Consider the following 19373-nt stretch of genomic DNA (forward strand, 5'->3'; position numbering starts at 1 on the left):
CGTCAATCAGGCATAGTATGGTCCGTGCCGAACTCGCAACAAATCAGGATCGACCTATGCCCGCTTTCAAGACCCTCGACGACCTCAACGACATTGCCGGAAAGCGCGTTCTCGTCCGCGTTGATCTCAACGTGCCGGTCGCAGATGGCAAGGTGACGGACGCAACCCGTATCGAACGCGTTGCGCCGACCATTTTGGAATTGTCCTCCAAGGGCGCGAAAGTCATTCTGCTTGCCCATTTCGGCCGTCCGAAGGGCGAACCGGTGGCCGATATGTCGCTTTCCCAGATCGTACCTGCCGTCGAGGAAGTGCTCGATCACGCCGTTTCCTTCGCGACCGATTGCATCGGCGCACCTCCGGCGGACGCCGTCGCTAAACTGAACGATGGCGATATCCTGCTTCTGGAAAATACCCGTTTCCACAAGGGCGAAGAAAAGAACGATCCGGCCTTCGTCGAAGCTTTGGCAGCCAATGGCGATATCTATGTGAACGACGCCTTCTCCGCCGCGCACCGCGCCCACGCTTCCACCGAAGGCCTTGCACGCCACCTGCCCGCCTATGCCGGCCGCACCATGCAGGCCGAGCTTGAGGCTCTGGAAAAGGGCCTCGGCCAGCCAGTCCGTCCGGTCGTCGCCATCGTCGGTGGCGCCAAGGTGTCGAGCAAGATCGATCTGCTGATGAACCTCGTGAAGAAGGTCGATGCCCTTGTCATCGGCGGCGGCATGGCCAACACCTTCCTCGCCGCCCGCGGCGCGCAGGTCGGCAAATCGCTTTGCGAGCATGATCTCGCCGAGACCGCAAAGCAGATCATGATCGAGGCTGCGACATCCGGCTGCGCGATCGTGCTGCCGGAGGACGGCGTCGTCGCCCGCGAATTCAAGGCCGGTGCGGCCAATGAAATCGTCGACATCAACGCCATTCCCGCTGATGCCATGGTTCTCGATGTCGGCCCAAAATCGGTTGAAAGCATCAAGGCCTGGATTTCCCGCGCCGAAACGCTGGTCTGGAACGGCCCGCTCGGCGCCTTCGAAATCGAGCCCTTCGACGCGGCGACCGTTGCCGCTGCAAAACACGCGGCGGAATGCACCAAGGCCGGCAAGCTCGTCTCCGTCGCCGGCGGCGGCGACACCGTTGCCGCGCTCAACCATGCCGGCGTTTCCGAGGATTTCTCCTATGTTTCGACGGCCGGGGGCGCCTTCCTCGAATGGATGGAAGGCAAGGAACTGCCGGGCGTTGCCATCCTGACCGCCGCCAAGTAAACTCACGCTACTTGCCTGACACGAGGCCGGACAAGCCATGCTTGTCCGGCCTTGCTTTTTGGTAAGCGGCACCGGGAGGAAAAGTTTCAAACGATTGAAATCATTTCAATCGTTTCAATGAGTTAGCGTGCCATTTCCCTGCCCTGGAACTTCTGTTATCGGAAATTTATTGTGCCTTGGGAGAATAGCAAATGACCGAACGTCTCGAAGACATCGCAATCAAAATGGTCGCCGACGGCAAGGGCCTGCTCGCCGCCGACGAATCCACGGGAACGATCAAAAAGCGTTTCGACAGCATCAATCTGGAATCCACCGAGACCGCCCGCCGCGATTATCGCGAGATGCTGTTCCGTTCCGACGACGCCATGAAGAAATACATCTCCGGCGTCATCCTTTATGAAGAGACCCTGTTCCAAAAGGCCGCCGACGGCACACCTTTCGTGGATATCATCAAGGCGGCCGGCAGCCTGCCAGGCATCAAAGTGGATATCGGCGCCAAGCCGATGGCTTTCCATCCGCATGAATTCATCACCGAAGGCCTCGACGGTCTTTACGAGCGCCTGCGCAAGTATCATGAGGCCGGCGCACGTTTCGCCAAATGGCGCGGCGTCATCACCATCGGTGAGCAGCGTCCGAGCTGGGGTTCGATCAAGGCAAACTCCCAGTCGCTTGCCCGTTACGCCGCCCTCTGCCAGCAGGCGGATATCGTGCCGATCGTGGAACCCGAAGTGCTGATGGACGGCGAGCCGGGCACGCATGACATCGACCGCTGTGCGGAAGTCACGCAATGGGTTCTCCAGACCGTCTTCGCGGACCTGTTCGACGCCCGCGTGAACCTTGAGGGCATGATCCTCAAGCCGAACATGATCATCGACGGCAAGAAGGCCCGCAAGGCTTCCGTCGAGGAAGTGGCGGAAAAGACCGTGAAGGTTCTGAAGGCGACCGTGCCTTCCGCCGTTCCGGGCATCGCCTTCCTTTCCGGCGGCCAGTCCTCCGAAGAGGCGACGGCGCATCTCTCCGCCATGAATGCCGGTTACGACCTGCCCTGGTCTCTGACCTATTCCTACGGCCGCGCGCTTCAGGATACGGCCCTCAAGACATGGGGCGGCAAGCAGGAAAATGTCGCCGCCGGCCAGCGCGCCTTCACGCACCGCGCCGCGATGAACAGCCTCGCCGCCAAGGGCAACTGGAAGCAGGAACTCGAAAAGGCAGCCTGAGGCTGACAGAGACCATCAGATAAACAGCAGCCGCCCCACCGGGCGGCTGCTTCGTTTGATAAAGCAAGATCATCCGTATTCCGTCACCCGACCCCATCGTCTTTCATTTACCTGACTGATAATTCTCAACCGTTTTGAGTCGTGCAACCTGACGACTTCATAACCGTCATTGCCGCAATAGGCAGCGGATTTGCTCCCCGACTTCTCCAGCGCGTAACGCCAGACCATCCGGCTCGCCCGGCATCACAATTGCTGTCGTCTCGATGGGCTTCCGAAAAGCCCCGGAAATTGCTGCGCGCTCGTTACATCACAGATAAATTTCAATCAATTATAGTATGATCCACTATGTGGACCTATAAGCATATGATGAAAACCGCGCAATACTGCATTTATACAGTTGATTTCGGCACTTTTCCTGTGTATCCCGAATGCATAGTTTTTTAACGGTCCATATTGTGGAGGCAATATACCGCTAGTTTCAGGCTTTTGGAGGGGTCTGGCCGGTCTGGCAATGACAGATATATCCTGATGCGTCGGTCATGATATTGGCCTAGGCGCGGATAACTCTCTTTGTCTGCCGCAGTCCGTTGCGAAGGTTGTTCTGTGGGAGAGGAGGCCCCGATGACCATGACCGCAAACGCGAATGACGACGTATTTGTACTCGACGGAGAGCTGTTGCATACGGGGCCGGTAACAGGCTCGTGGTTCATGCGACCCGTCGAGGCCGTGGCGGCGGTGCTGCTGGCGGTGATGATCGGCCTGCTTCTGCTGGGCGTGACATCGCGTTATGCCCTGCATTTGCCAATCGTCTGGATCGATGAAACGGCGTCGTTAAGCTTCCTGTGGTTTGCCATGCTCGGTGCGGCAATTGCCATCGATCGCAGCGAACACCTGCGACTGACGCTGTTTCTCAACATGTTTCCGCAGCGCATTCTGGGCTATGTCAACTCGCTCGCGCTCGTGCTGGTGGCGACATTTCTTGCGGCGATTATCAAGCCGGCGATAGAATATGCCATTGAGGAATGGGTCGTCACCTCGGCGGCGCTGAATATTCCGATGTCCTTCCGCGCCGCGGCATTGCCGGTCGGCGCCTGTCTGATGCTGCTGCTGGTCCTCAACAATCTCTTCCGCAGGGAAAATCTACGGGACATCATCGCAGCCGTTGTCACCGTCGCGGTCGCCTCCGGCCTGCTCTATCTGGCATCGCCGACGCTCGAAACTTTCGGCAATTTCAATCTGGCGATCTTCCTCGGCCTGTTCGTGGCGGTGTTTCTGGTGCTGGGCGTACCGATCGCCTTCTGTTTTGGCCTTGGAACCCTTGCCTACCTGACCTTTACCACCTGGGTTCCGACCATCGTGATGATCGGGCGCATTGACGAGGGCATGTCGGGCATCATTCTGCTCTCGGTTCCGGTTTTCGTGCTGCTGGGCTGTGTGCTCGACGCCACCGGTATGGGCAAGGCGATTGTCGAGCTGCTATCCTCCATGTTCGGCCATATTCGCGCCGGCATGTCCTATGTGCTGCTCGGCTCGCTGTTTCTGGTCTCGGGCATTTCCGGCTCCAAGGTTTCGGATATGGCGACGGTTGCACCGGCGCTGTTTCCGGAAATGAAGCGCCGTGGCCACAAGCCCAAGGAAATGATTGCGCTGCTCGCCACCGGCGCCGCCATGGCCGATACCGTTCCGCCCTCCATCGTGCTGATCGTTCTCGGTTCGGCGGCGGGCGTGTCGATTGCCGGTCTGTTCACGTCCGGCTTCATGATCGCCATGGTGCTGCTTCTGGTGCTGGCCGTTCTGGCCCGCTGGAAGGCGCGGCATGAAAACATGGAAGGCGCAAAACGCACGCCGTGGCCGCTGGTGGGCAAGGCGGCCCTAGTTGCCGCACCGGCGCTGGTTCTGCCCTTCCTCATCCGCAGCCTCGTCGGCGGCGGCGTGGCGACGGCAACCGAGGTTTCCACCATTGCCGTGCTCTATGCGATGATTATCGGTGCGGTACTTTATGGCGGCATCAGCCTCAAAAAACTCTATTCCATGCTAGTGGAGACGGCCGCCCTTTCCGGGGCGATCCTGCTGATCCTCGGCTGCGCCTCGGCCATGGCGTGGGGGTTGACCCAGAGCGGCTTTGCCTTCCAGCTGACCGCGATGATCACCGATCTGCCGGGCGGATGGATGACCTATATGGTCGTGTCGATCCTGATTTTCATGATCCTCGGCTGCGTGCTGGAAGGCCTGCCGGCAATCGTATTGCTCGCACCGATCATGTTCCCCATCGCCCGCACGCTTGGCATCAACGACATCCATTATTCGATGGTGGTGGTTGTCGCCATGAATATCGGCCTGATGGCGCCGCCCATCGGCATCGGTTTCTATATCGCCTGCAAGATAGGCAATGTTTCGCCTGATGAGGCCATGGGCGCCATCTGGCCCTATCTCGCAGCCATGGTCATCGGTCTGCTGCTGATTGCGGCAATTCCGGGCTTCTCGACAATTCTGCTCTGAGACCGTGGCGGGTCCACCCGCCACGCCGATGAATGACACATGCTTTTATTTTTGGGAGGAGAAAGCAATGAATATCAACAGACGTACCGTGTTGGCCGGCGCCGGTTCTGCCGTTCTTGCCACCGCTTTTGTGTCGCGCGCCCGCGCTGCGCAATTCAATTATAAATACGCCAACAACCTGCCTGCGGCGCACCCCATGAACATCCGCGCCAAGGAAGCGGCTGACCGTATCGCCAAGGAAACCGACGGCCAGGTGATGATCAACATCTTCCCCAGCAGCCAGTTGGGCGCTGATACGGATGTGTTGAGCCAGGTACGCTCGGGCGGCGTTGAATTCTTTACGCTTTCGCCACTGATCCTGTCGACGCTGGTGCCGAATGCATCCATCAGCGGCATCGGCTTCGCCTTCCCGAACTACGATTCGGTTTGGGCGGCCATGGATGGCGATCTCGGCAAATATGTCCGCGGCGAAATCGCCAAGCAGAACCTCGTTGCCATGGACACCATCTGGGATAACGGCTTCCGCCAGATCACCAGCGCGTCCAAGCCCATCGCCACGCCGGCCGATCTCGAAAGCTTCAAGATCCGCGTGCCGGTAAGCCCGCTCTGGACCTCGATGTTCAAGGCCTTCAAGTCGGCCCCTGCCTCGATCAATTTCGCTGAAGTCTACACCGCCTTGCAGACCGGCGTTGTCGATGGCCAGGAAAACCCGCTGGCGATCATTTCCACCGCCAAGCTGTTCGAAGTGCAGAAATTCTGCTCGGTCACCAACCATATGTGGGACGGCTTCTGGTTCCTGGCGAACAAGCGCGCCTGGGAGCGCCTTCCGGATGACCTGCGCGCCATCGTTGCCAAAAACCTCAATCAGGCCGGCAAGGACGAGCGGGCCGATGTGGCGAAACTCAATGCCTCGGTGAAGGAAGACCTGATTGCCAAGGGCATGACCTTCAATGACACCGACGCCTCACTCTTCCGTGCAACCCTCAAGGAAGCCGGTTTCTATTCCGAATGGAAGGGCAAATATGGCGATGAAGCCTGGGCCATTCTCGAAAAGGCCGTTGGCGCCAGCCTGACCTGATCGGTCCGCTGAATAGCTGGCCCCGCGTCAGGCGGGGCCGACCCGACTATTTCTGACGATTGTAATGGAGACTGTTTTGACAGGTCGCCTGACGGGAAAACGCGCCATTGTTTTTGGCGCAGGATCATCTGGTCCGGGTTTCGGCAATGGCAAGGCTGCGGCCGTGCAATTTGCCCGCGAAGGCGCACGCGTGGCCTGTGTCGACCTCTCCGCTGATGCGGCCGAGGAAACCGCGCAGATCATTCGCGGCGAAGGTTTCGAGGCGATTGCGGTTGCTGCCGATGTCACGGAATTCGATTCCGTATCGGCCACGGTTGCGCGGACCTGCGAGGCCTTCGGCGGCATCGATATCCTGCACAACAATGTCGGCGTGACCCATATGGGCGGCCCGGTCGAGCTGGATGAGGAACGTTTTCGAGCCTCGGTCGACCTCAATATCGGTTCCGTTTATCGCACCACAAAGGCCGTGCTGCCGGTGATGCTGGCGCAGGGCGGCGGGGCCATCGTCAACATCTCCTCGCTCGCCTCCATTCGCTGGACCGGCTATCCCTATTTTGCCTATTACGCCATGAAGGCCGCCGTAAACCAGGCAACCGTGGCGCTGGCCATGCAATATGCCCGCCAGGGCATTCGGGCCAATTGCGTTCTGCCCGGAATGATCGATACGCCGCTGATCTACAAACAGATCAGCAATCAATATGCCTCCGTCGAGGATATGGTGGCGGCGCGCAATGCCGCGGTCCCGGTCGGCCGCATGGGCGATGCCTTCGATATCGCCCGTGCGGCAGTCTTTCTGGCATCCGATGAAGCCAAATTCATCACCGGCATCTGCCTGCCGGTCGATGGCGGGCAAAGCTGTGCGGTGGGAGCGTTTTCCTGATATGGCCACGATGATCCCGACAGAAAGCGACCTGACAGGCGCGCGCGCGGTAGACCGGGCGCTGGGACTTCTATCGATGGTGGGGCGTCATGCCGAACGCGGCGTGGCGCTTTCAGTCATCGTCACCGAAAGCGGGCTGAACAAGCCCACGGCCCGCCGCCTGCTGCTGGCGCTGATCCGCGCAGGCCTGGTGGAGCAGGATGAGGAAACGCGCCGTTATTATCTGGGCGAGGAAGCCTATGTGCTAGGCAGCCTGTCATCGCGCCGTTTCGGCTTGCTGCAGATGGCTCAGGACAGTCTGACGCGCATTTCCCGCCGCACTGAGGATTCGAGCTTCCTTTCCGTGCGCCGCGACACGTTTGCATTGTGCCTCTATCGCGAAGAAGGCACCTGGCCGGTGCGCACCCACGCGCTTCAGGCCGGTTTCGAGCACCCGCTGGGCATTGGCGCGGGATCGCTCGCCATGCTGGCGGCGCTGCCCGATGCCGAGGTGGAAAGCGTCATTGCCGCCAATAGCGGGCTGATTGCCGCGAACTATCCCGGCATCACGCTGGACGGGCTGCGCCGCGATGTCGAATTGACGCGAACCAATGGTTATTCGCTCAATCCGGGTCTGATCCTCTCGAATTCCTGGGGTATAGGCGTTGCCATCCGAACACCGGATGGCGCGGTGGCGGGGGCCTTGAGCATTGCCGCCGTCGACAGCCGCATGCGGCCGGAGCGCCAGCCGGAACTGGCGGCGCTGCTGCGCGAGGAAGTGACCCGCATCGAGACACGCATTGCGGAAATGATGGCCAGCCGCGCCCGCACGCGCGGCGAAGGCGACGCGAAACGGCAAACAAGGAGAACGAGCAAATGAGCAAAGCGCAGATCGTCGGCTGGGCGCATTCGCCTTTCGGCAAATCGGCCCTTGAAAATACCGAACAACTGATGGCTTCGGTCGTGGCGCCGGCCATAGACCATGCCGGCGTCGATGTCGGCGATATAGACGGCATTTTCGTCGGCGTGATGAATAACGGTTTCTCGAAACAGGATTTTCAGGGCGCGCTGGTGGCCATGGGCGATGAGCGCCTCGCCTATACGCCCGCAGTGCGTTTCGAGAATGCCTGCTCGACGGGATCGGCCGCCCTTTACAGCGCCATGGATTTCATCGAGGCCGGGCGTGGACGCATCGCGCTCGTTGTCGGCGCCGAAAAAATGACGGCGCTACCAACCGCCGAGGTGGGTGAAATCCTGCTATCCGCCTGCTACCGTGCTGAGGAAGCCGATATTTCCGGCGGCTTTGCCGGCCAGTTCGGACGCATAGCACAGGCCTATTTCCAGCGCTATGGCGATCGCTCGGAAGAACTGGCGATGATCGCCGCCAAGAACCACGCCAATGGCGCGGTCAATCCCTATGCCCATATGCGCAAGGATTTCGGCTTCGATTTCTGCAACACGGTATCGGAGAAGAACCCTTACGTCGCAGGCCCGCTGCGCCGCACCGACTGCTCGCTGATTTCCGATGGCGCTGCCGCCATCATTCTGGCCGATGAGGAAACCGCAGCGACACTCAACCGGGCTATCGGTTTCAGGGGCCGCAAGCATGTCAATGACATTCTGGCGCTCAGCCGCCGCGATCCCCTGGCCTTTGAGGGCGCGCGCCGCGCCTGGGCAGGTTCGCTGGAACTCGCCGGGGCGACGCTCGACGACCTCTCCTTCGTCGAAACCCATGATTGCTTCACCATTGCCGAACTCATCGAATATGAGGCCATGGGCTTGGCGAAGCCCGGTGAAGGCCACCGGGTGGTGCGCGAAGGCACGGCTCTGAAAACCGGTCGCCTGCCGATCAACCCCTCCGGCGGGCTGAAATCCAAGGGGCATCCGGTTGGGGCAACCGGGGTTTCCATGCATGTCATGGCGGCGATGCAATTGATGGGTGAAGCGGGCGACATGCAGATCCCCGGCGCCTCGCTCGCCGGTGTTTTCAACATGGGGGGAACCGCGGTTGCCAACTATGTCTCGATCATGGAGCGCGTGAAATGACGATACATCCTCCGGGCGGGGTTGCGCCTTCGACCACGCGGGTCATGAATCTCTCGCATTTCCTGACCCAGGCAGCGCGCCGCAACCCCGCCGACATCGGCTTCGTATGGGGTGACAAGAGCTGGACATGGGCTGAAATGGACGCCCGCGTCGATGCCATGGCGCAGGCGCTGGTAACGGAATTCGGTGTCAGGAAAGGTGACCGCATTCTGGTGCAGTCTTCCAACAACAACCAGATGTTCGAATCCATGTTCGCCTGCTTCCGCGTGGGCGCGGTGTGGGTGCCGACCAATTATCGCCAGTCGCCCGATGAGGTGGCCTATCTGGCAAAAGCCAGCGGCGCACGCGGCATGATCTGCGCCAGCGCTTTTCCCGAGCATGCAAGGGCCAGCCGGGAGGCGACCGCGATCAATTTCACCATCGCCATTGGCACGGCCGAATTCGGCGAGGACTACGACACCATCGTGGCCCGTCATCTGGGCCAGAAAGTCAAAAGCCAGGCGGTGGATCGGGACGATCCATGCTGGTTCTTCTTCACCTCCGGCACCACCGGTCGGCCCAAGGCGGCGGTGCTGACTCATGGCCAGATGGCCTTCGTCATCACCAACCATCTTTGCGATCTGATGCCCGGCACCGGACCGGGCGACGCTTCCATCGTCGTTGCGCCGCTGTCGCATGGCGCGGGCATCCACCAGCTGGTGCAGGTGGCGCATGGGGCAAAAACGGTGCTTCCGGCTGCGGAAAAACTCGATGTGCCCGCGGTGTGGGCGCTGATCGAGAAATGGCGCGTCACCAATGCTTTCACCGTGCCGACCATTCTGAAAATGCTGATCGAAGACCCTTCCGTGGATCGTTTCGATCATTCCTCGCTGCGCTACGTCATCTATGCCGGTGCGCCCATGTATCGCGCCGATCAGAAACGGGCGCTCGCCAAGCTCGGCCCGGTGCTGGTGCAATATTTCGGCCTGGGCGAAGTGACCGGCAACATCACCGTGCTGCCGCCTTCCTTCCACGCCGCCGAGGACGGCCCGGAGGCGCGGGTCGGCACCTGCGGCTTCGATCGCACCGGCATGGAAGTGCAAATCCAGAACGATGCGGGCGAGGAGCTTCAGGTCGGTGAAACCGGCGAAATTTGCGTTATCGGCCCTGCTGTTTTCGCGGGCTATTACGACAATCCCGATGCCAATGCCAAAGCCTTCCGCAACGGCTGGTTCCGCACCGGCGATCTTGGCCACCGCGACGAGAACGGTTTTGTCTACATCACCGGCCGCGCCTCCGACATGTATATTTCCGGCGGCTCGAACATCTATCCGCGTGAGATCGAGGAGAAAATCCTCATGCACCCGGATATCAGCGAGACAGCGGTTCTGGGCGTGCCGGACGCGGTGTGGGGCGAGGTCGGCGTCGCCGTCTGCGTGGCGCGGGAGGGCGCGAATATCGCCGGCATCGACCTGAAAGCCTATCTCGATGGCAAGATGGCCCGTTACAAGCTGCCGAAAGCCGTTGTGTTCTGGGATGCCATGCCGAAATCCGCCTATGGCAAGATCACCAAGAAGATGATCCGCGAGGAGCTGGAAAAGCGCGGCCAGATGCCGGTTTTCGAGGAAAAACTGACCGGCTGAACGCCGTAACGCATAACCGGGAGGAGATGGGTATGACACAGCAGACGAGAGAGATGAAAGGCGCTGTCGCCATCACCGGCGGCGCATCGGGTATCGGCTTTTCCACGGCGCAGCTGTTGATGGCGCGCGGCTGGCAGCCGTGGCTTTTGGACCTCAAGCGTGAGGCGCTGGATGCGGCCTGCGAAAAACTCGGCATCGATGCCTCGCGCGGCATCGTCTGCAACGTGGCGGATGAGACGTCGATAGAAGAGGCTTTCGCCGCCTTGACGGCAGGCGGCGCCGATCATGCCGTTGATCTGGTGGCCGTCGTCAACAGCGCCGGCATCGGCATCGACAAGCTTTCCGTCGATACCAGCGTGGAAGAATTCCGTCGTATCGTTGACGTTAATCTCGTCGGCAGTTTCGCCGTGGCCCGCGCCGCCGCGCGTTACTGGCTGGACCGCGCAATTTCCGGTTCGATCGTCAATATCAGCTCTGTTTCCGGCATGTGCGGCAATCGCGGCCGCAGCGCCTATGGCGCTTCAAAAGGCGGTGTCAATCTTCTGACGATGGTTATGGCAAACGAGCTGGGGCAATCTGGGATTCGCGTCAATGCGATTGCGCCCGGCCCCGTCGATACCCCCCTCACCCAGGCGGTTCATACGGAGAATGTTCGCAACCAATGGCACAGTCGCGTTCCCATGCACCGCTATGGCAGGACGGACGAGATCGCCTCTGCCGTGGCTTTCCTTGTGTCGGACGACGCGAGCTACATCAACGGACAGGTGCTGGCCGTGGATGGCGGCTTCATTACCGCAGGGCTTGCGGTATGACGATAATGCCCCCGGAGGGGCTTCCGCGCAGCATCGTCCATCCGGGGCCGGCAACACCCGAACGCTTCCGCGTCGTCGGCTGCCACGCCCATCCGGTCACGCTGAATGCCAGACCCGGTGTCTGCGTCAACGAGGCGATTGCAGAGGCCTTTGTCGAACAGGGTTTCGATGGCGGTTATGTCAGACTGAAAAATGTACCGATGAAGCGGTTGCACTATGTCATGCCCGCAGCCGCACCCGATGACGCCCATGCCGCCTGGTATAGCGAAACATTCTCCATGCCGGGGGGCACGATCATCGATGCCGGCCTGCATATGGGGCGGCGCGACGGTCAGCCGTTCCTGCACTGCCATGGTTCGTGGAAAAGTGCCGAAGGCGTTCTATCCATGGGCCACCTGCTGCCTTTGGAGTCCGAATTTTCCGGGGAAACGCCGCTTGAGGCGCTGGCGCTGGATGGCGCAATTCTGGACGTGCAAAAGGATGAGGAAACCAATTTCCCCCTCTTCACGCCCATCGCGCAGCCGCGCAACCGGAAAGATGCGGGGCTCCGGGCGCTGTTGTGCACCGTGCGGCCCAATACCGATATCTGCACGGCTCTTGAAGCCGCCTGCAGACAATTCGACCTGAGGGAGGCCGAGGTCAATGGTATCGGCAGCCTGATCGGCGTGGATTATGAAGACGGAACAAGTCTCACCGCCTATGCCAGCGAAATCTTCATCCGCAATGGCCGCATCCACCCATCCGCCACGGGTGGCGAACGGGCAATGCTGGATATTGCGATGGTCGATCTTACCACGCGGATCAGCGGCGGGCGGCTGGTGCGCGGCAAAAACCCGGTCTGCGTCACTTTCGAGCTGCTTCTGACCGAAAAACAGGGGGCGGCCGCATGAGTTGCGCTGCGCAACTCCACCGCCCGCCTTACCGCACCTCACGCCGCCTGCGGCTTTTCCGCAGGCAACCATTCTTCCAGCGTCACCTCAAAGGTCATGCACACGGGGTTGGCGCCGGCGATGAAGGGACCGCCGTAAACCGCGCCATCGGTATCGGCGACAACGCCGGTCAGCGCGGCGCGCAGGGAGCCATCCGGCTGGGCGCGCACCTCACCGGCAATCGAAACGATTTCAACGGCAGGACCGCTTATCTGCAAAAACGCGCCGCTGCGAGTGCCGAGGCACGCATCCACCAGACTGCCCAGGGCGCCGCGCACGAAGGCATTACGGAAACCTTCGGCCAGACACAGTTTCTCGACGCCGAGCACGAGGTCTTCATTGGGCGCGATGCGGGCATAGGCCACGCGGCCCATGGAGCCGGATTCGACATTGTTATGCGTGTTCATCGGCGCGCTCCGTGCGGTTCCTGGGTTGGAGAAGGGGAATATTGGTTTCGGGATCGAAGGACTGCTGCAGCACGAAACTGTCGAGCGAGGTCACAAGGGCGGAAATGCCGCCTTCTCCGACGATACAGGATTCCGTCAGCAAATGGCCGCCTTTGACCACACCCGCCGCAGTCCGCATGGCGGCATGGCAATGCACGATCGGCTCGCCCTTCATGCTCCGCCCCAGCGTCGCGTTGCCGAAAACCAGCCATGCCGCCCCGGCATCGATGGGTTTCGTATAGGCGATGACCGCCCTGCCGGAAGGATCGGGTGGAGCCACGCAATAGGACAGGATGTCGAAATAACCGCCGAGAATGGTCAAAGAGGCATTTTCGATGCCGTTTTCGGCCAAAGACCGCACGATTCCATCGTAGAGACTACAGCCCGGCGCGATGAACAGCCGCATATGGCGCGCAGACGGCGAGCGCAGGCTGTTGATACGCACCGGCGAAGAAATCCCGGGGTGTATCAGCGTTCTCGGCCTTGGAAAATGCTGTTGCTGTGTTGGTGCCATGCCTGCTCCTCCCTGCTGCCTGTACCTTGCAGTACGGTACTCAAAGACCAGCCAAAGGTGCTTTCGAATGGCGCCGCCAAAGTGCCCTTCGGAAAACACTTCTTTCGCAAGCGGCCCCACGGACGGCAGATTTTTTTGCGATATATTTCAGGGAGGCCGGCATGACGAAGCCGCTGGACAGAATTGACCGCAAAATATTGCGGGCCCTGCTGGAGAATGGCAGGCTGAGCAATACGGAACTATCGGAAAAGGTGGGGCTGTCGCCCAGCCCTTGCTGGCAGCGCGTCAAGCGGCTGGAAGACGAAGGGGTCATTCGCGGTTATACCGCCATTCTCGATCAGGCCCACCTGGGACTGACCGAGACGGTGATCATCGAGGTCATGCTGGAGCGTCACGACGATGAGGTTCTGGAACGTTTCGGTAAGGCCATGGCCGCTCTTCCCGAAGTGCTGGAAGCCTATCTGACGACCGGCGAATATGATTATCTCATCAAGGTGGCGGTGGCGGGAACCGCGGGTTACGAGCAGTTTCTGCGCCGCAAGCTTTACAAGATCGAGGGTGTGCGCCATTCCCGCTCCTGTTTCGCACTTAAATGCCTCAAGCATACTTTATCGGTCGTGCCCGATGCGGAGCCGCCACCCGCCTGAAAGGAGCCTGCCTCCGCGGCGGCTTTTCGTTACGGACGCAGAAGCAGCGTCACCGACCAGATGACAAAGGCGGCAACCGCGATCTTCCAGCAATCGCCTCTTTTTTTCAGGCCCGGCAGACCGAGCGGCCGGATGATCTGGACCACCATGGCCAGCAGTAAAAAAAGGCCGATCGCCTTCGTCATTTATTGAGCCTTTTCTTTATTTCTGCATCGTCACAGGCTGGACATTTTTACCGTTCACCAGAAGAGTGCAACTCATTCGGGTAACGCCCGTCCTATGACCTGTCCGACCGTCCGTCCGAACGCATGAGAGTGTTTTCATGAGCAGAAATCTTCTACCCGTATTCGCTCTTTTATCCAGCACTCTGTTTCTTTTTCTCGGCAACGGCCTTCAGGGCCTCGTCCTGCCGGTGCGTGGTTCGGCGGAAGGTTACTCCAATGAAATTCTTGGCTTTCTGGGCACTTCCTGGGCGGCGGGATTCGTCGTCGGTTGCTTTGTCGCGCCTGCCATCGTGCGCCGCGCTGGCCATGTACGGGCATTCGGGTCCTTCGTGGCGCTGGTGTGCCTGACGGTGCTGATGACCGGCCTCATCATCGACGACACCTCATGGATCGCGCTGCGCGCGCTTACCGGTTTCTGCACGGCCGGAACCTCGATGATTATCGAAAGCTGGCTGAATGAGCGCGCCACCAATGAAAGTCGTGGCATGATCTTCTCGCTTTATATCGCCATCACGCTGCTCGGCGTCGTGGCGGGGCAGATGATCGTGCCGATGGGGGATATCAGCAATACCTCGCTGTTCATGATCTGCGGCATCATCTATTGCATCGCGATTTTGCCAGCGACGCTTTCGAAGGCGGCGAGCCCACAGCCGTTGCAGAAGGTGAAGCTGGATCTGCCGGCCCTTTACCGCAACTCACCGGTTTCCTTCATCGGCATTCTGATGATCGGCATTGCCAATGGCGCTTACGGTACGCTCGGCGCCGTCTTCGGTGCGCGGGCAGGGCTGGACCCGACCATGATCGCCATCATGGTGTCCGTCACGATTTTCGTCGGTGCGCTGGCGCAATTTCCCGCAGGCCGGCTTTCAGACCGGATAGACCGCCGCTACGTGCTGGCCGGGTTGGCCGGGCTTGGCGCGGTCGCGGGCCTGGCTGTCGCGGTGGTCCAGCCGCATGATGTCTATGTGCTGATTTCGATGATCGCCATTTATGGCGCCGCCGCCAACGCGCTCTATCCCATCGCCGTGGCCCATGCCAACGACTTCGCCGCATCGGAAGACTTCGTCAAGGTTTCCGGTGGTCTGCTGCTGCTTTACGGCATCGGCACCATCATCGGCCCGACGCTCGGCGGCGCGATCATGACCCATTTCGGCCCCTATGCGCTGTTTCTGGTGACGGCCGTGGCGCATCTGCTCATCACCGCCTATGCCATCATCAGAAGCCGCCGGCGCGCTGCGCTTTCCACCGAGGAAAAAGACAATTTCTCGACGATGATGCCAACGACGCCCTCACCGCTCGTCACGCCGGAAAGTATTGCGCTTGACCCGCGCGCGCCGCAATATCCAGGCGACGATGGCGACTATGTGGAAAAAGGAGCAGGCATATGAGCCTCTTTGACGATGACCGTCCGCAAAAACCGGCAGCGCATGAGATCGGAGGCGATCTCAGCCTTCTTTCCGTGGACGAACTGAGCAGCCGTATCGATCTTCTGCAAGCCGAAATCACCCGACTCGAAGAGGAGAGGACACGGAAATCCGCCGGAAGGCAGGCGGCGGAAAATCTCTTCCGATCCTGATGCGCACTGCAGAATAGACACACGACTGCACTTCCGCTGCCGTAAGCTAAGGCTCAGCCAGTGCCCGAAAATGAATATTACGGGGCAGTCTTTCGTTTACCATTAACCAAAAATTAAGCTTTCTGAGAGATTACTATACATGTCCAGTTCTTCTGGACCTCAGGCATCTTCTCCATACGGCGAATTGGTCTGATTTTTCTCCCTGTTTTACCTTGAGAGCCGCTTTCGCGGCTCTTTTTTTGCCGCTGGCCGGTTTCCGTAAAACTGTGGGTATTAACCCTTCTTTAATAATTGCCTTGCGCATTTCAGGTAAAGATACCATCCTGAAAACACTAAAGGCCGGAACAAAATATCCGGGTCGTCGTTGCCTGACAGTGTGGTGCGTGAGCAGGGATTTAAAGAAAATGTCGGAACAGGTTTTAAATACCATAAGCTTTGCGGGTCGCGCGGCTGCTTCCAACCAGTTCAAGACCCTTTATACCGAAGGCATGACCTTGGTTGAGGAAACGGCAAGTTATCTCGACGGTGCCGGCCGCGCCGCCTCCAAGGTGCTGCCGCGCATGGCCTCGGTGCTTTATGCGGCGGAATCGATGCGCCTCACCACCCGCCTGATGCAGATGGCCTCCTGGCTGCTTCTGCAGCGCGCCGTCAACAACGGTGAAATGACGCGCGATCAGGTTCTGAACGAAAAGAACAAGGTGCGACTCGACAGCTTCAACGTCGACCGCAACGCGCCCGGCTGGAACGACCTGCCGGAATCCTTCCGCGACCTTATCGAGCGCTCGCTGCGTCTCCAGAACCGCATCGCCCTGCTCGACCGCGAAATCTATCGCCCGTCCGAAGCCGCCAAGGTGCCGGACAATGAAAATAGCGTGCAGGCGCAGCTCAACCTTCTGCGCACGGCTTTCTCGATCAACTGAGAAAAGACGACCTTATCCGGACAATTTGAAAAGCAGGCTCACCGGCCTGCTTTTTTGTTTCTAACAATACAACGGCGAGACGCCGAAATATTGCCCTCGTTTAAAGCGACAAACGGTCATCAACATTAACGACCTTTAATTCTGCATTGTCTTAATAATTTGTGTTTCAGTATAGCGCTGAAATATTCCGAAGAGGAAAATATGCGTTTTTTAATGTATATTGCAGTGGCGTCTGGATGGGCATTGCTCATTGCTGCTTATATTTGTTTGAAGCCACTTTTGGACGCAAGCGACCGTATCGACCGTTGCTCTGATGATTCCTCACCGGCGTATATTCGCAATGAGGCTGCAAGAGCTGCTGCCTGCAACTGATCAAGGCGGAGAAACGCAACAAAAAAGCCCGGCAAAACCGGGCTTTTTTAACGATCCGTCCGCAAGAGGATCAGAGGCCGAGGCCGCCGAAACGCTTGTTGAACTTGGAAACGCGACCACCGCGGTCCATAAGCTGCTGGTTGCCGCCCGTCCATGCCGGATGGGACTTGGGGTCGATTTCAAGGTTCATGACGGCGCCTTCCGAACCCCAGGTGGAGCGGGTTTCGTATTCGGTGCCATCGGTCATGACCACCTTGATCGTGTGATAATCGGGATGGATATCAGCCTTCATGACAATCTTCCTGGTTAAGTGACGTGCGGTCCATTTGCCGCAATTGCGTCAACTGAGCCATTTCAATAAATGAAGCCATAGACCAGATGGGCTATGGCTTCCCAATTCGATGCGGAGCCTATACATGAAGGTCGCCCAGATAACAAGAGCCTGCTATCCCCTTGTGAAAGGAGATGGCCAAAGGGGCGGGAATTTTGCCGCACACCGGAAATTCACCCGCAAAAGGCCCAAAACGGCAGGGAATGAGGAGCATAGAGGACGTGGCAGACATTGACGAGCAGAAAGCGGCGAAACAAAGAAGCCTGAAGCCGCTTCTTGGCCTGTTTCCCTATCTACGGCGTTATCGCGGCCTGATGGCGGCTGCCCTTTTCGCTCTCGTGCTTTCTTCCGCCACGACACTCGCCCTGCCGCTTGCCGTTCGCCGCATTATCGATCACGGTTTCCAGACGCCGGATGGCGGCATGATCAACAGCTATTTCGCCATGCTTCTGGCGATTGCCGTTGTCCTCGCGCTCGCCAGCGCCATGCGTTATTATTACGTCATGACCATCGGTGAAAGGGTCGTTGCCGATCTGCGCCGCGATGTCTTTGCCCATCTCACCACCCTGTCGCAGCAGTTTTTCGATAGCAATCGATCCGGCGAGCTGACCTCGCGGCTGACCGCCGATACCGTGCAGATTCGCTCGGCTTTCGGCTCGTCCGCCTCGGTAGCGCTGCGCAACATCATCATGTGCTGCGGCGCGGTGGCGATGATGATCTATACCAGCCCCGGCCTTTCCGGCCTCGCGCTGCTTGCCATTCCCTTCATCGTTTTTCCGCTGATCGCCTTCGGGCGCTCGGTTCGGGCCCGTTCCCGCACCACGCAGGACACATTGGCCAATTCCGCCGCCTATGCTTCCGAGACGATTGCGGCGAGCCGCACCGTGCAGTCCTTTAATGCCGAGGTGCTGGCGAATGCCCGTTATGGCGCCTCCGTGGAAGCCGCCTATCAGGGCGCACGCGCCGCCATCGGCGCCCGCTCCATCCTCACCGCCGTCGCCATCGCGCTGGTCTTCGGCAGCGTCGTCGGCATTCTCTGGTATGGCGCGCAAAGCGTGCTGTCGGGCACCATGACGGCCGGTACGCTCGGTCAGTTCGTGCTCTATTCGGTCATCGCGGCAAGCGGTCTCGGCCAGCTCTCGGAAGTCTGGGGTGAACTGGCGCAGGCGGGCGGTGCGGCCGAACGGCTTTCCGAACTGCTGAACGAGCGCTCGCCCGTCGCGGAACCCACATCGCCCGTCGCCATGCCGCAGCCGCCGCGCGGCGAGGCGGAATTCGAGAATGTCGATTTCGTCTATCCGCTCGCGACAGGGCGGCCGATCGTTTCCGGCCTCTCCTTCAAGGTCAGCGCCGGCGAAACCGTCGCCATCGTCGGGCCTTCCGGTGCCGGCAAGAGCACGGTCTTTTCGCTGCTGATGCGCTTTTACGACCCGCAGCAGGGCCGCATCACCGTCGATGGCACGGATATCCGCGACGTCGCCCTTGCCGATCTGCGCGCGCGCCTGTCCATCGTTCCGCAGGATGTGGCGATATTCGCCTCCTCCATTCATGACAATATCGCCTTTGGCCGGCCTGATGCGACGCGCGAGGAAGTGTGCATCGCCGCCATCGCCGCACAGGCGGACAGCTTCATCGAACGTCTCACAGACGGATATGATACGCAGGTGGGTGAACGCGGCGTGACGCTTTCCGGCGGCCAGCGCCAGCGCATCGCCATTGCCCGCGCTATCCTGCGCAATGCGCCAATCCTGCTGCTGGACGAAGCCACCTCGGCGCTGGATGCGGAAAGCGAAACGCTGGTGCAAAAGGCGCTCGATGAGCTGATGAAAACCCGCACCACCATCGTCATCGCTCACCGCCTTGCCACCGTGCTGAAGGCCGACCGTATTCTGGTGATGGATGAGGGCCGCATCATCGAAGAGGGCACGCATCAGAGCCTCATTCGCCAGAATGGCCTTTATGCGCGGCTTGCCCGGCTGCAATTCCAGACCGGGCCGGACGAATTGCGCGCCCAGGCCTAGA

Annotated in this window: 19 protein-coding genes; 15 read left to right on the plus strand and 4 right to left on the minus strand. The window is 59.8% G+C overall.

What is annotated here, in order from left to right; all coding sequences use genetic code 11:
- Nucleotides 1–56: 56 nt before the first annotated feature.
- The 10 genes from ACQZ5K_RS12955 to ACQZ5K_RS13000 all read left to right on the plus strand — a co-directional run bounded on the left by ACQZ5K_RS12955 (nt 57) and on the right by ACQZ5K_RS13000 (nt 12282).
- Nucleotides 57–1259, plus strand: a complete 1203-nt coding sequence (locus ACQZ5K_RS12955; RefSeq protein ID WP_448740533.1) for a phosphoglycerate kinase — start codon at nt 57–59, stop codon at nt 1257–1259.
- Between the two features lie 191 nt (nt 1260–1450).
- Complete coding sequence (locus ACQZ5K_RS12960; protein ID WP_003523197.1) at nt 1451–2476, plus strand: class I fructose-bisphosphate aldolase; 1026 nt, start codon at nt 1451–1453, stop codon at nt 2474–2476.
- A 621-nt stretch (nt 2477–3097) separates the two neighbouring features.
- Nucleotides 3098–4975 carry a TRAP transporter large permease gene (locus ACQZ5K_RS12965; protein ID WP_080819516.1) on the plus strand — a complete coding sequence of 626 codons (1878 nt, stop codon included), beginning with the start codon at nt 3098–3100 and terminating at the stop codon, nt 4973–4975.
- A gap of 67 nt (nt 4976–5042) precedes the next feature.
- A complete protein-coding gene (locus ACQZ5K_RS12970) occupies nt 5043–6053 on the plus strand; it encodes a TRAP transporter substrate-binding protein (RefSeq protein ID WP_059755806.1) in 1011 nt (336 codons plus the stop codon).
- A gap of 76 nt (nt 6054–6129) precedes the next feature.
- A complete protein-coding gene (locus ACQZ5K_RS12975) occupies nt 6130–6933 on the plus strand; it encodes an SDR family NAD(P)-dependent oxidoreductase (protein ID WP_448740534.1) in 804 nt (267 codons plus the stop codon).
- Between the two features lies 1 nt (nt 6934).
- A complete protein-coding gene (locus ACQZ5K_RS12980) occupies nt 6935–7792 on the plus strand; it encodes an IclR family transcriptional regulator (RefSeq protein ID WP_127755561.1) in 858 nt (285 codons plus the stop codon).
- On the plus strand, nt 7789–8958 hold the full coding sequence (locus ACQZ5K_RS12985) for an acetyl-CoA acetyltransferase (RefSeq protein WP_020812232.1): 1170 nt from the start codon (nt 7789–7791) through the stop codon (nt 8956–8958). Before ACQZ5K_RS12980 ends, ACQZ5K_RS12985 begins: the two co-directional genes overlap by 4 nt.
- The gene (locus ACQZ5K_RS12990; protein WP_448740535.1) at nt 8955–10580 is read left to right on the plus strand and encodes an acyl-CoA synthetase; all 1626 of its coding nucleotides are present in this window, start codon (nt 8955–8957) and stop codon (nt 10578–10580) included. Before ACQZ5K_RS12985 ends, ACQZ5K_RS12990 begins: the two co-directional genes overlap by 4 nt.
- Before the next feature lie 32 nt (nt 10581–10612).
- Nucleotides 10613–11392 carry an SDR family NAD(P)-dependent oxidoreductase gene (locus ACQZ5K_RS12995; RefSeq protein ID WP_448740536.1) on the plus strand — a complete coding sequence of 260 codons (780 nt, stop codon included), beginning with the start codon at nt 10613–10615 and terminating at the stop codon, nt 11390–11392.
- The gene (locus ACQZ5K_RS13000; protein ID WP_448740537.1) at nt 11389–12282 is read left to right on the plus strand and encodes a PCC domain-containing protein; all 894 of its coding nucleotides are present in this window, start codon (nt 11389–11391) and stop codon (nt 12280–12282) included. Before ACQZ5K_RS12995 ends, ACQZ5K_RS13000 begins: the two co-directional genes overlap by 4 nt.
- A gap of 38 nt (nt 12283–12320) precedes the next feature.
- Here ACQZ5K_RS13000 and ACQZ5K_RS13005 read toward each other — a convergent pair whose 3' ends face one another.
- Both ACQZ5K_RS13005 and ACQZ5K_RS13010 read right to left on the minus strand, forming a co-directional pair.
- Entirely contained in the window at nt 12321–12728 is a 408-nt protein-coding gene (locus tag ACQZ5K_RS13005) for a PPC domain-containing DNA-binding protein (protein WP_174058050.1), read from the minus strand.
- Nucleotides 12715–13281: a PPC domain-containing DNA-binding protein gene (locus ACQZ5K_RS13010; RefSeq protein WP_059755816.1), complete on the minus strand. Its 567-nt coding sequence runs from the start codon at nt 13279–13281 to the stop codon at nt 12715–12717. Before ACQZ5K_RS13010 ends, ACQZ5K_RS13005 begins: the two co-directional genes overlap by 14 nt.
- Before the next feature lie 161 nt (nt 13282–13442).
- Between ACQZ5K_RS13010 and ACQZ5K_RS13015 the strand changes: the two genes are divergently transcribed.
- The gene (locus tag ACQZ5K_RS13015; RefSeq protein ID WP_065656502.1) at nt 13443–13928 is read left to right on the plus strand and encodes an Lrp/AsnC family transcriptional regulator; all 486 of its coding nucleotides are present in this window, start codon (nt 13443–13445) and stop codon (nt 13926–13928) included.
- 29 nt (nt 13929–13957) lie between these two features.
- Here ACQZ5K_RS13015 and ACQZ5K_RS13020 read toward each other — a convergent pair whose 3' ends face one another.
- Entirely contained in the window at nt 13958–14113 is a 156-nt protein-coding gene (locus ACQZ5K_RS13020; protein WP_003520354.1) for a hypothetical protein, read from the minus strand.
- Nucleotides 14114–14250: 137 nt separating this feature from the next.
- Between ACQZ5K_RS13020 and ACQZ5K_RS13025 the strand changes: the two genes are divergently transcribed.
- The 3 genes from ACQZ5K_RS13025 to rcdA all read left to right on the plus strand — a co-directional run bounded on the left by ACQZ5K_RS13025 (nt 14251) and on the right by rcdA (nt 16648).
- Nucleotides 14251–15540, plus strand: coding sequence for an MFS transporter (locus tag ACQZ5K_RS13025; RefSeq protein WP_035262904.1), 1290 nt, complete (start codon nt 14251–14253; stop codon nt 15538–15540).
- A complete protein-coding gene (locus tag ACQZ5K_RS13030; protein WP_003506186.1) occupies nt 15537–15728 on the plus strand; it encodes a DUF1192 domain-containing protein in 192 nt (63 codons plus the stop codon). The genes ACQZ5K_RS13025 and ACQZ5K_RS13030 overlap by 4 nt, the downstream gene beginning before the upstream one ends.
- 404 nt (nt 15729–16132) lie before the next feature.
- Nucleotides 16133–16648: a protease adaptor protein RcdA gene (gene rcdA / locus ACQZ5K_RS13035; protein WP_035262902.1), complete on the plus strand. Its 516-nt coding sequence runs from the start codon at nt 16133–16135 to the stop codon at nt 16646–16648.
- Nucleotides 16649–17090: 442 nt separating this feature from the next.
- Here the strand turns inward: rcdA and rpmE are convergent, their stop codons facing one another.
- On the minus strand, nt 17091–17312 hold the full coding sequence (gene rpmE / locus ACQZ5K_RS13040; protein WP_003497640.1) for a 50S ribosomal protein L31: 222 nt from the start codon (nt 17310–17312) through the stop codon (nt 17091–17093).
- A gap of 260 nt (nt 17313–17572) precedes the next feature.
- On the opposite strand from rpmE, the gene ACQZ5K_RS13045 reads away from it, so the two are divergent.
- Nucleotides 17573–19372 carry an ABC transporter transmembrane domain-containing protein gene (locus tag ACQZ5K_RS13045; RefSeq protein WP_448740538.1) on the plus strand — a complete coding sequence of 600 codons (1800 nt, stop codon included), beginning with the start codon at nt 17573–17575 and terminating at the stop codon, nt 19370–19372.
- The last annotated feature ends 1 nt before the right edge of the window (nt 19373 follow it).

This window comes from Agrobacterium sp. 22-226-1 (assembly GCF_053522345.1).